This is a genomic window from Cerasicoccus sp. TK19100 (genome assembly GCF_027257155.1).
Taxonomy (GTDB): domain Bacteria; phylum Verrucomicrobiota; class Verrucomicrobiia; order Opitutales; family Cerasicoccaceae; genus Cerasicoccus; species Cerasicoccus fimbriatus.
The window spans coordinates 552,617-564,629 of record NZ_JAPWDU010000002.1; the positions used below are offsets into that span (position 1 = coordinate 552,617).

The 12,013-nt window shown below is 56.5% G+C and carries 12 protein-coding genes; 5 read left to right on the top strand and 7 right to left on the bottom strand.

Features of this window, described 5'->3' with window-relative positions; genetic code table 11:
• Positions 1 to 8: 8 nt before the first annotated feature.
• The 3 genes from O3S85_RS05815 to O3S85_RS05825 form a co-directional block, all read right to left on the bottom strand.
• The gene (locus O3S85_RS05815) at positions 9 to 1,436 is read right to left on the bottom strand and encodes a glycosyl hydrolase family 28 protein (protein WP_269538869.1); all 1,428 of its coding nucleotides are present in this window, start codon (positions 1,434 to 1,436) and stop codon (positions 9 to 11) included.
• Positions 1,437 to 1,567: 131 nt separating this feature from the next.
• Positions 1,568 to 2,233, bottom strand: a complete 666-nt coding sequence (locus tag O3S85_RS05820; protein WP_269538870.1) for an SGNH/GDSL hydrolase family protein — start codon at positions 2,231 to 2,233, stop codon at positions 1,568 to 1,570.
• Complete coding sequence (locus O3S85_RS05825; protein ID WP_269538871.1) at positions 2,220 to 2,483, bottom strand: hypothetical protein; 264 nt, start codon at positions 2,481 to 2,483, stop codon at positions 2,220 to 2,222. The genes O3S85_RS05820 and O3S85_RS05825 overlap by 14 nt, the downstream gene beginning before the upstream one ends.
• 4 nt (positions 2,484 to 2,487) lie before the next feature.
• Here O3S85_RS05825 and O3S85_RS05830 point away from each other — a divergent pair, with 4 nt between their 5' ends.
• Complete coding sequence (locus O3S85_RS05830) at positions 2,488 to 3,855, top strand: NAD-dependent succinate-semialdehyde dehydrogenase (protein ID WP_269538872.1); 1,368 nt, start codon at positions 2,488 to 2,490, stop codon at positions 3,853 to 3,855.
• A 58-nt stretch (positions 3,856 to 3,913) separates the two neighbouring features.
• Positions 3,914 to 4,306, top strand: coding sequence for a four helix bundle protein (locus O3S85_RS05835; protein ID WP_269538873.1), 393 nt, complete (start codon positions 3,914 to 3,916; stop codon positions 4,304 to 4,306).
• Between the two features lie 33 nt (positions 4,307 to 4,339).
• Here the strand turns inward: O3S85_RS05835 and O3S85_RS05840 are convergent, their stop codons facing one another.
• The 3 genes from O3S85_RS05840 to O3S85_RS05850 form a co-directional block, all read right to left on the bottom strand.
• Positions 4,340 to 4,990 (bottom strand): hypothetical protein, encoded by a 651-nt coding sequence (locus O3S85_RS05840; RefSeq protein WP_269538874.1) that lies wholly within the window; start codon positions 4,988 to 4,990, stop codon positions 4,340 to 4,342.
• A gap of 111 nt (positions 4,991 to 5,101) precedes the next feature.
• Positions 5,102 to 6,739 (bottom strand): apolipoprotein N-acyltransferase, encoded by a 1,638-nt coding sequence (gene lnt, locus O3S85_RS05845; protein ID WP_269538875.1) that lies wholly within the window; start codon positions 6,737 to 6,739, stop codon positions 5,102 to 5,104.
• Positions 6,740 to 6,742: 3 nt separating this feature from the next.
• A complete protein-coding gene (locus tag O3S85_RS05850; RefSeq protein ID WP_269538876.1) occupies positions 6,743 to 7,246 on the bottom strand; it encodes a DUF4136 domain-containing protein in 504 nt (167 codons plus the stop codon).
• A 139-nt stretch (positions 7,247 to 7,385) separates the two neighbouring features.
• Between O3S85_RS05850 and O3S85_RS05855 the strand changes: the two genes are divergently transcribed.
• Positions 7,386 to 8,885, top strand: coding sequence for a DUF1800 domain-containing protein (locus tag O3S85_RS05855; protein ID WP_269538877.1), 1,500 nt, complete (start codon positions 7,386 to 7,388; stop codon positions 8,883 to 8,885).
• Between the two features lie 19 nt (positions 8,886 to 8,904).
• The gene (locus O3S85_RS05860) at positions 8,905 to 10,143 is read left to right on the top strand and encodes a DUF1501 domain-containing protein (RefSeq protein ID WP_269538878.1); all 1,239 of its coding nucleotides are present in this window, start codon (positions 8,905 to 8,907) and stop codon (positions 10,141 to 10,143) included.
• A 35-nt stretch (positions 10,144 to 10,178) separates the two neighbouring features.
• Here O3S85_RS05860 and O3S85_RS05865 read toward each other — a convergent pair whose 3' ends face one another.
• Positions 10,179 to 11,465: a BaiN/RdsA family NAD(P)/FAD-dependent oxidoreductase gene (locus O3S85_RS05865; RefSeq protein WP_269538879.1), complete on the bottom strand. Its 1,287-nt coding sequence runs from the start codon at positions 11,463 to 11,465 to the stop codon at positions 10,179 to 10,181.
• 88 nt (positions 11,466 to 11,553) lie between these two features.
• On the opposite strand from O3S85_RS05865, the gene O3S85_RS05870 reads away from it, so the two are divergent.
• A complete protein-coding gene (locus O3S85_RS05870) occupies positions 11,554 to 11,994 on the top strand; it encodes a DUF1294 domain-containing protein (RefSeq protein WP_269538880.1) in 441 nt (146 codons plus the stop codon).
• Positions 11,995 to 12,013: the final 19 nt, after the last annotated feature.

The following is a 12,013-nucleotide window of genomic DNA, read 5'->3' on the forward strand; positions in this document are numbered from 1 at the left end:
CCGGTTCTCTATACAGTAGCCACCGAATGAGGCAAAGCAGCCAAATCCTCTGCCTCGCTAAGGCGTATGTTGCGCGTGTAGCGGGTGGTAATCTCGAGCTCGTCGATGTCCTGAACCACATGGTCGTTAATACGCATGTTAATGATGTTCACATCCTCAATGAGGTTGTCTTGGCTCCAGCCACCGATGATGGAAACGGTGTATCCTTGATTGCAAGGCATCATATGCCAGTGGATGCCGCGCAGGGTCACGCCACGGATGTGACCACGTTCTTCATCACTGCTGAAGCGCGATTTCGAAATGCGGAAGTCGATAAATTTGTCCCAGCAATGCTCGATACGGATATCCTCAAAGGTGATATTCTCGATGTTTGCCCGGTCATTATTGTGCAGGGAAAACACCGCGCCATTAGTATGGACTGAGAGCACGTCGATGTTTCGGAAAGTGACATCGCGCACATACTCGACACTTAGCTCATGCCCGATTTCCATGGCGTTACCCGCCTCAGCGCAAAGCAGTGTGCAGTTCTCGATAAGGATATCTTCCGGACATTCGCGAAAATCAAATTGTGCCGCCGTCAGATTCTTTTTGCCCAGGAGAAGAGCCTTTACCACGACGCAGTCGTCATTGTTCCGAAGGAAACAATCGTGGATGTGCACATGCTTGGATCCAACGATGTCGATACCGTCCGAGCAGACGACTTCACCGATTTGTTTCAGGTTATAGATTTCGACATGCTCAGAGGCTCCAGGCACCACCATCCAGCCACTGGGATGAATCATCGTAATGTCATGCAGCGTCACCCGGCGGCATCGGTTAAAAACAATGCTGGCAACATAGTCGCCACGCTCTCGGTCGTAAAAACCGCCGTCCAAAATGCCATATCCGCGAATGGTGACATCCTGTGCATTGTTGCATATCACGCGCGCCTTTAGCACCGCACCACCTTCGATGTAGAGCGTTTCACCGGAGTTTATTTCCAGCTCACCAATTTCGTATATTTGCCCTCGCTTGAAATAGCGGACCTTCGGATCCTCCGGAGAAGGCTTAACCGTTTCGGGCGGATTCGCCCAGAGAAACAGCGGGCGCATGCCTTCGATCTCGACACTCACTTTATCGGTATTCTCCAGCGTAAATCGCAGCTCTTTAACCTCTGCCTTTCCTTCGATACCAAGCTTTACCGGGCGGATTGCGAACTCTTCAATCGTATCGTGAAGCCGTTTCACCACCACCTCGACGGGTCCGTCCGATGGATCAAAAACGAAGTTCGCGAATGCCGCTGCTTCAGTGTGAAGCACCTCAATGGATTGGCCTGCCACGGTGAGCAGGAACTCCTTCGAAAAAACGCAGGAACGCGGATGCTTGAAATGCTGAATTGCAGGTGCCTTGGTTGCATCGACACGCTGCGAAGAAGAATCTTGGGCGGTTGAAATCATAGAGTGCAATTGGGGTGCTATCCAGAACACGCCCATCTTGCACGATGCTCCCTTTTTCCTTACGGGGAACAAACCATTTGTTGCTTATATCGATCAGCAAAACCCCGCATCAGCAAAGCACCTTGAATGAACTAAAGCCCGAGTAATTCACGAAGCCGCACATAAATCCTGGTAGCAATAAAAAGGTGGCCGGATGTATTCGGGTGCACACCGTCGTCAGCCAAATCGCTGGGCTTAATATGATGCATGAGCTCGGCAAAGGCTGCATTCAGATCCAGGAAATCGGTGCCATGTTTTTCGGCCGATGCTCCACTCGCGCTGACGTATAATTTCACTGATTCGCGAATCCTTGCTCGATACGAGTCGGGAAGATCGTCGTCCAAACTCAGATAGAATGGTGACACGAGCAAGAACCTCGTTGCTGGCAAGTGGCGGCACGTTAGCTCAATAATTTGGTCCAGAATTTTCGCATAACTTTCCGGGCTTTGTAGCACATTGGTAGCCGGGTCGACCTCGTAACGATTGCAGTCATTGATTCCCACCTTCAGCACGATCCAATCCGGTTTTTCGCACAAAGCATGATCCGTCCAGCGCGACCTCAAGTCTTCCATCGTATTACCCGCAATACCACGGTTAACCACCTCAAGCGGCCGCTCGGGGTGATAAATTTTCAGCATGTCCGCGACCAGTTGGACATAGCCATTGCCCAATGGCTGGTTCGTCGTGCGGCGATTGCAATCAGTAATGCTATCACCGATAAACAAAATGCGGGTCAGGTTTCCACTAACGCTTTTCATAAAGTAGCGCGGATCTAAAAATCAAACCGCTGGCTGCGCAACCTAAAGAAACGAAGTCGATTGACGGTAGTAAATTAACCCCTGAAAAAGTGGCCCAACCAACGGCGATGATGGCGGGCCTTTCAGCTTGGAGGTCGTCCGTATTAAAACTTTCGGACATCCGATCCATCGCGCAAGTATCATCTAGGCATTGACGCAGACCTGGGCTGGCACTTTGATAACCGGGCTTAATCCCCTTGATAAGGTTCACCGTAATGTCGCTTCAGACCGTCAACCCAGCCACCGGTGAGCTCGTTCGCGAGTTCCCATCCATCGATATACCCGAAATACTCCGCATCCTCGAAAACGTCGAGGCCGATGCAGCCGCTTGGCGTGAGGTGGCTTTCGAAGATCGCACCAAGTGCATGCGCAAGGCCGCGGAAGTACTGCTCGCCAACAAGGAAGCCTACGCGAAAACCATCACGCTCGAAATGGGCAAACCGATCAGCGAGGCCCTCGCTGAGGTCGAAAAATGCGCCAAGGTGTGCGAATACTACGCCGAAAACGCCGCCAACTTCCTGCAAGATCAGCCCTTGGAAGGCTCTGGACAAAAAGCCTTTGCAACATTTCAGCCGATCGGCTGCGTGCTGGCGATCATGCCTTGGAACTTCCCCTTCTGGCAGGTGTTCCGCGCGGCGGCCCCTGCCCTCATGGCGGGCAACGCCATGGTGCTCAAGCACGCCTCCAACGTCCCCCAGTGTGCACTGACCATTGAGGCCATTTTCCAGCAGGCAGGCTTTCCGATGAATTTATTCCGCACGCTCATGGTCGGCAATGACGGCGCAGCGGTTGCCATCGCCCACCCCACGGTGAGCGCGGTCACGCTGACTGGCTCCACCGCCGCCGGGGAGAAAGTTGCCGCCATGGCCGGTTCCCAGATCAAGAAGACGGTGCTGGAGCTCGGTGGTGCCGATGCCTACATCGTTCTCGAAGACGCCGATCTGGACCTCGCGGTAGAAAAAATTGTCGCCGGGCGTATGCTCAATGCGGGCCAAAGCTGCATTGCCGCCAAGCGCGCGATCGTGCTTTCCGAAGTGCGCCAAGCCTTTGAAGCTAAAGTCGTTGCGGCAATGGAGAAAATCTCTGCCGGCGATCCCACCAGTGCCGACACGAAGCTCGGCCCGATGGCTCGCGTCGACCTGCGAGACGAGCTTCACCAACAGGTGAGCGACAGCCTGAAGGCCGGTGCCGAGCTGCTAACGGGCGGCGTGGTTCCCGATAAGCCCGGTGCTTGGTATCCACCGACAGTGATCACTGGCGCACCGGAGGGCTCCCCCGGCTACGGCGAGGAACTGTTCGGCCCGGTGTTATCCATTATCGAAGCAAAGGACGAAGATGACGCAGTCCGCATCGCCAACAGCAGCGAATACGGACTCGGTGGCGGGGTTTTCACGCAAAACCACGAGCGCGGCATCGCTCTGGCCCGAACAAAACTCCATACGGGCACCGTGTTCATCAATGATTTCGTGAAATCCGACCCACGATTACCCTTTGGAGGCGTAAAAAGGTCTGGCTATGGCCGCGAATTGTCCGATTATGGCATCAAAGAATTTGTGAACATCAAGACGGTCTTGCTCGCCTAGACACAATAAGGTCGTAAAATTCCTTTCCTACCCTCAAGATTTCAATCCAAGCAGTCCCATGAGTAATTTTTTCCCTCACGAATCGCAAAAAGTCTACCAACTCGGTATCGAGTGGGTGGTTATGGTCGAAAATATCATCGAGGGAGATACACGTCGCAAGGGTCTCGCAGACCAGTTGGACAACATCGCCAACACCATTCCGATCCACATCGTTGCAGGCCTCGGCAAGAACTCAGCGGGTGAGCGCGTGAAGGCGTTTGACGCCGCCAAAAGCCAAGTCCTCGCCTGCTCCGCCGTAATGGATATGATGGTCGCGCGTAATGTCATGGAAAATGGCGACGCCAACCGCGGCAAACGCCACTTATCGGAAATGGCCCGCCTCCTCAACGGCATGATCCAATCCGCCAATACGCACGAGCTCATTCGCAACCGCCTACAGGTGCCGAGCTGATTGTTCACAATCGCACATTGAAACGAAAATCAGCTAGCGCGCCAGAATGGTGTAGCTGACCACGTTGGGCATGGGTGACATAAAATAGACGTCGATGGCGTCGTTTGCCGGAATGACCGTCGGCACGAAGGAAGTCTTGCCGGAACCCGCACTCGACGAATTAAAATTGCACGCTACGCGCGTGTCCAAATCGCTGTCCGTCAGGTTGTTAACGCGCACCCATACCCGCAGCGATCCATCGGTCAACGGATGCGCCTCGATACGGCCGAAACTGACGTTATCCGTGTGCGCATGAGACATTTGCGCGCCTGCCGGGATGAGCACGGTGCCATCCCAATCGCGCTCCAGTCCCTTGGGCGTAACGCCGAGGCCTGAGTTGCTGATCGGGGAGGCTTTTTCCACGCGAACCACGGTATGGTTGGCGTCCGTGGTACGAAGTTGCGGCTTCTTGGATCCCGTTTTCACGCTTTCGAGAGCGGCCGGAAACTCCGTGGCGCTGTCCACCGTATGCGGCATGGCCACATCAGCGCCGCCATCCATGGCCACGAGATTCGCGCCACCGGCGGAGACTTTATCTTGCTTGGCCTCCGGCTTAGCGCAGCCGGATAAGGAGAGGCCGACCAACAAACTAACGCCAAGGGCGATGCGTGCAGCCAACGCAGGCTTGGGAGATTGAGTTTTCACAGCAGAAAATGTAGAGCAGTTAACGCAAACTAAGCTAAGCCACCTGTCTCTCCAGGTCAGCAAAAAAGCGTAGAAAATTACCCGAACTGACCCGGGTCACGGTTCCGTTAACTACGCCACTGTCTGCCTGCGCTGCCAAATAGCCGCCAGGAAAAACAGCCCGCCCAGCCACAGCACCCAGTCGCCATAGCGCGCATAGAAGGTCAGTTGATCCCGCCAGATTGGATCATAGCTAAGCGCAAAAGATTTGCTCTGGCGCGAGTAAACCCGGCCATCCTCAGCCAGCAGGACATCGCGCACGTTGCCATATTCGTCGATCCAGCCACTCCAGCCATGGTTGCCGCAACGAACGACTGGGCGACGCGTTTCGACGGCGCGCAGCACTGAATGTGCTGCATGTTGGTAGGCACCGGCCTCTTCACCATACCAACCGTCATTGGTCACAACGACAATAAAGTCCGCGCCACTACGCACGACCTCCCGCCCTAGTCGCGAAAAGATGTCCTCATAACAAATCAGTGGCCCAGCTTGCCAGGTCTCCTCGCCCACAGTAACCGGTAAGGGTCGGGAGTGGTCGCCGGGCTTCAAATCAATGTCCAGCGGAACCACCGTACTGATGAAAAACAACACATCACGCAGCGGTATGTATTCGCCAAAAGGCACGAGCCGACGCTTGGCGTAATGCCCGTCATAGAGGCCTTTTTCCGGTTCCAGTAAGAAGAGCGCGTTGGCCCATTCGCCATTGGGGAACTGCGCCAGAGCGCCCGTTATCAGCGGGATGCCATGCTTGTCCACCCCACCCTGAATCCACAGCTCCATTTCGCGCTGCCCCTTGGCATTGATGATCGGGTAAGGTGGCGCGGCCTCCGGCCACAGGATCAGATCGGGTTTGGGCGTGGAGATCACCGCCTGCTCGGTCAGTTGACGCAGGACCCGGAAATTCTCATTCACCATGGACTGGTCCCATTTCAGGTCGGCCGGTATCCAAGGTTGCACGGCGGCAACGTTGAGCATCGGCTCCCGCTCCTGCGCCTTGCCAACTGTGCGCACATAGAGCCATACCGAGACAAACACCAGCGCCAGGGCCACGTAGAACTCAGGGCAAAACTGCCACCGCAGCTTCAGGCGGCTCGCCTTAGCGGGAGCGTCAGCCTTACCATCCTTCTCGTCATTGGCCGGGGTCAGGAAGAGCCGCTTGATGTAGAAAGCCAGCGTGAGATTAAAGAAGATCAGGATAAACGAGACCGCATACTGCCCGCCGAATTCTGCGGTTTGCAGCATCGGCGGGCGCTGCCATTGACTCGCCGCCAGTGGCAGCCAAGGGAAGCCCGTGAGTACCCAGGTCTTCAGCCATTCCAGGATCACCCACAGACCGGCCATACCCAGTAGCGCCAAAAGCCGCGCACCGAACCCGCGTTTCACGGCGTTGGGTAATATCCAGCGCCCCGCCAGTGCCCAGCCAGCCGGAAACAGCCCCAGCAAAAATGACAAGATCACCAGGCCGACCGAGCCCATCGGCGGATGCACATGGCGCAGCCAGATGATCAGCAAAAACCAACTAAGCCAAAAGCCGCCCAGCGCGCAGAAAAACGTCCGCCAGCGGGGCGGATTTGTCAGCAGCCAGAGCAACAGCGGAATAGCAAAGACATAGGCCGCCTCCGCCACATTACCCGGAGGAAACGCAGCAAAATGCAGCAAGCCCGAGGTAATCCCCGCCAGCGCGCCGATTAAACAGGGGCGTCTCGTCATGCCTTATTTTCCGGCGGTGGGAAAGCTCGCCATCAGCGTCTGCACGCCAGCATCCAAAGCATTGGTGGAAAGCGGCTCGTTTGCCGACCAGAGCTTTTCGCCATCCTTGCTTGCAGACAGGAACACATAAAGCGCGCGTTGCACATGCATGCTGCTATCACTGTAGCCCACGCTGTTGTTGGCCGACGTCGCCGACGACTGGTTCACGACCTTCCCCTGCTCATAGCTTCCGGAAATGACAATATCTGCGCTGCTCTTATCCTGAGTCACGTGGTATCCCTTCGCGGTCAGAACGTTAGCAATTGCCTCGTGGATGGCATTATCCACGCGCTCATGCGGAGCCGGATAACCATCGGTTTCCGGGAAATCCGGTTCAATATAAGCCGAGCTGGAGGCAGCTAGCTTTGCATTACCAGCCGAGCTGGAGTCCACATCCACATTTTCACAGCCCACCAGAAATAGCGCTACTGCAACAATGCTCGAAAAAACAGATAGTAACTTTGCCATGCCGTAGTAATCCGCCGACTGCTTCCGTATTGCAATTGAATTTTCCCATATTTAAGATTCCTCTAATCATTACCCAAGCAGCGCCCCCTAGCGCAAAATTGCTGAAACTTAATTTTCCATTAAGGGTTAAATACCTGCAATGAGTCTCGTCATCGGTCACCAAAGTCCCCGCCAAGCCTGGCAACCGCTGTCACCGGACAAGTGGGATACTGACAGCGCTGCGCACCTGCTGCGGCGGATGGGCTTTTCCGCGCGGCCAGCCGATGTCCAGCAGGCGCTCAACGATGGCCTACAGGCCACCGTGCGCGACGCCTTCAAAGGCCGCGAATTCCCCGTCCCTACCAAAACATGGGAGGCCGATTTAAAGGTAAAATACTTGCGCCGCAGCATGCGCAACCAGGACGAGGAAACACGCCGCGAAATTCAGCGTGAAATCCGTAAAGCCGAGCGCGACGCCTTCAGTGAATTCGCCATGGCGTGGATGGAGTTTGCCCGCCAACCGGAGAACTCCGCCCAAGAAAAATACGTGCTATTTTTAGAGAGCGTGTTTGTCGTCTCCTATGAAAAAGTGAAGGACGCCGGACGCCTTTACGACCACCAGAACATTCTGCGACGCGAAGGTTTCGACAGCTACCGCGACCTGGCCAAGACCGTCAGCCGCTCGCCGGCGATGATTCATTACCTCGACCTCAACCGCAGCACCAAGCAGGCACCCAATGAAAACTTCGCCCGCGAGCTGATGGAGCTCTTTACCCTCGGCCAGGGCAACTACACCGAGAACGACATCAAGCAGGCCGCGCGCTCGTTTACCGGCTATGGCTACCGCGAGTCCGATTATTACTTTGCCGAATTCAACTTTAACCCGCACGCCTACGACAACGGCGTGAAAACCGTCTTCGGTCAGACCGGTCGCTGGAACGGCGATGAGGTCATCGAAATGATCTTTGAGCAACCCGGTGCTAAGCTCTTCCTGCCCCGCGAATTATGCCTCTTTTACCTTAGCGAAACGCCGATCCCCGACGAATATCTGCAACCACTGGGAGACGAATGGGCACGCCGTGACTTCGACCAGCGTTGGCTCCTGGAAACCGTCTTTACCAGCGAGTTGTTCTTCGACCCACAGTTTCGCGGTGAGCTCATTAAGTCGCCGATTCATTACTACCTCGGCCTGTGCCAAGACATCAATCTCGACGTCTTCCCCGTACCTGAGCGCGTCGAGCAACAACTGCGCGGCATGGGCCAGCAGTTTCAAAACCCGCCCAACGTTCGGGGCTGGCTCGGCGGCAAGCACTGGATCACTTCCTCGACGCTCTCCGCCCGGCAGCAGCTCGTGCGGAACCTGCTCTACCCACCGAATATCAAACGCCTCAATGCTGACGAAAAAATGCGCATCGAGGAAGCGGTGGCCGACGGCAAGGGGCCGTTTTTTGTGGACGACGAGCGCCTAGAACCGCTGCTCAACAAGGACTCGCCCGACATGATCAACCACCTCTGCCGGTATTTCCTGCCACGCGATCCAACGGACGAGTTTAAGCAGCAGCTCGTCTCCCACATCAAGGTGCCCGTCAGCCAGCGCACTGAGCGCGTACGGGAGGCCTTGCTTGCCCTGCTCCAGTCGCCCGCCTATCAACTTTCCTAACGCCAACCAACGCCCAGCCATGTATAACCGCAACACGCCCATCGCCGTCACCCGGCGCGAATTCCTCCGCAGCTCCATGGGAGGCCTGGGCATGGTGGCGTTCAGCGGATTTGCACCCAGCTTTCTCGCGACGACTGCCCGTGCCAACGTCGCCGCGCCGGAGAAGGACCGGCAGATCCTGGTGCTTATTCAGCTCGCTGGCGGTAACGACGGGCTCAACACCTGCATCCCTTACTTGGATGATGAATATTACCGCCTGCGCCCCGACTTGGGCATCAAGGAAGGCTATCGCCAGATATCCGATCTCATTGCGCTTCACCCCAGTTGCGGCGGCATGGAGCGCCTGTTCAAAGACGGCAACCTGAGCATCATCCAGAACGTCGGCTACCCCAACCCCAACCGCAGCCACTTCCGCTCCACCGAAATTTGGGAAACAGCAACCGACAGCGACATCATCGGCCGCGATGGCTGGATCGGAAATTACTTCGACAACTACTGCGACGGGGCCGGCCACACCAGCAGCGACCCGCTAGGCCTGCACATCAGCAACGAGACACCCGGCCTGTTCATGTCCGAGAAAGTGCACTCCGTTTACGGCATGCCAACTCGTGGGCGCGTCGCGAAAAAAGCCGACACCGAAATGCAGTTGTTGGAAAAGCTCACTCAGGCCCCCGCCGCGTCCGACTCCGGCAACTACCTGCAGCACATGATGATGGATGCCATCGTCACCGAGCGGCGCGTGCAGGAAATCGTCGACCGCTACCGCCCACAGGCAAACTATCAAGGCAACCTCGGCCAGTCCTTGCGCAAGGTCGCCGCCATGGTCGCCAACGGCTTCGAAACGCGCGTGTACTTCGTGTCCCAAGGTGGCTATGACACCCACGCCAACCAGGCAGGTGGCCACGCCAACCGCCTCAACGAACTCTCCAACGCGCTCAGCGCCTTTCAGCAGGACCTGCAAAAACACGGCCTCGATGACCAGGTGCTGACGCTCGTCTTCTCCGAGTTTGGCCGCCGCCCCCAGCAAAACGGCAGCAACGGCACTGACCACGGAGCCGCCGCCCCGCTCTTCATCATGGGCAAGGATTTGCAGACGCCCCTCATGGGCAACCCGCCGGACCTCATCAACCTGGAAAACAAAGACCTGCGCCACGAATACGATTTCCGCCAAGTCTATGCGACCGTGATTCAGGACTGGTTCCAAGCCGACCCAAGCAAAGTCATCGACGGCCAATTCGACACCCTGCCGATCTTGTAGCTTCTAGACGCGGCTTCCTTTGCGGCAACGCTCGCTTACGGATTGGCCATCGACTCACCGGCGATGTGTCCGGTTGTCCATGCGGCCTGGAAATTGAAGCCGCCTGTAATGCCATCGATGTCGATACATTCACCGGCAAAGTGCAGCCCCGGAGCCATCTTGCTCTCCATGCGACGCCAGTCGATTTCCTTGCGACAGACCCCTCCGCAGGTGACAAACTCGTCCTTGTTCGTCGTCTTGCCCTGGATTGAGTAGCTGCCCGCCACGAGTTCCTGGATCAAGGCGTTTTCCTGATCCTTGGGCAGTTGCGCCCAGCGCATGTCTTCGCTAATACCGGATACGGAAACCAGTCGCTCCCAAAGCCGGCGCGGGATCGCGTCAAAAACCTTTGCCGTCACGTTGGTCTTGCCCGAACGCTTGCGCAGGCGGTTAAACTGCTCGCGGACTTGATTTTCCGTCGTCTGGCCAAGCCAATTAATGCTGATCGCGAAGTGGTAATTCTCCTCCTGTAGCGCCCTCGCCTCCCACGCTGAGAGCCGGAGAATCGCCGGGCCACTCAAGCCACGGTGGGTAATTAATATGGGGCCTTGTTGTGGCTTTCCGCCATCGTTGACGCGCACCTCGGCATCCTGCACCGAAAGCCCGGCCAAGCCATGCGTGCGCTTGTCCGCCACATTAAAGGCAAAGAGCGACGGTGCCAGCGGCTCAATCGTGTGGCCGAGCGCTTCGATCGCGCGGACCAAGGGCGAGGCCTTCAGCGAACCCGCCGCAATGCACACCGCGTCGGCACCATCCGTCTGGCCGTCCGTTCGCTCCAAGCGATAACCGCCGTCGCTGCGCGCAGTCAGCGACTTCAAACCCACGCCTTTGAGCCGTTCAATCCCCGCCTCTTGCGCACAGCGGAGAAAGCAATCTATGATCGTCTGCGAGTCGTCCGTTACGGGGAACATCCGCCCGTCATCCTCGCGCTTAATCTTGACGCCACGCGCGGCAAACCAGTCCAGCGTGTCCTGCGGCTGCCAGCGATGAAAGGCCGCGCGCAGCTCGCGTGAGCCGCGCGGATAGCGGGTGGAAAGCTCTTTGGGATCAAAGCACGAATGCGTCACGTTGCAGCGGCCGCCTCCCGAAATTTTGACCTTCGCCAGCCATTTTTGCCCACGCTCGTAGAGGGTGATTCTGGCACCGGGGTTCGCCTCAGCCGCAGTCAGCGCGGTAAAAAAGCCTGCCGCCCCGCCCCCGACAATTGCCAATCGGGGTGAGCGTTTCGAAGTTTGCGAAGCCTGCGCGCTTTTTTCCATGCGCATGGAGTTAGCTGCGATCATCGGCGAAAGACAAGGCCGGAACGAATCGGCTGGCGAATCACCACAAAGTGTTTTGACTAATGATTGCGCATCACGCTAGATCCATCACGTGCCACGAAACCAGCGCTCCAAATCATACTCGCGTTCAAAACGTAAAGACCTGAAAAAGCCGCTAACCGCGTTAACGGCAGTGATTCTACCGAGCGCCGCGCTGGTCAAGCTATCCGGCTGGATCAGCTATCAATATATATTGATCTATCTTGCGGTGATCTCGCTGATAACGTTCATCGCCTATCGGCGCGACAAACAAAAGGCGCAAACCGACGCTTGGCGAACACCGGAAAGCACCCTTCATATGATGGAGCTCGCGGGTGGCTGGCTTGCCGCCTTCTTCGCCCAAAGAACCTTCCGGCACAAGACCCAGAAAACATCCTTTCAGGTAACATTCTGGGCAATCGCCATTTTGCACAACTTGATCGCGCTGGAATACTTGCTCAATTGGCGTTTCACGAACGCGTTCATTCAGTTGATTAAAACTCACGCCGGATAGCGCTATCCAAGTGATTCCG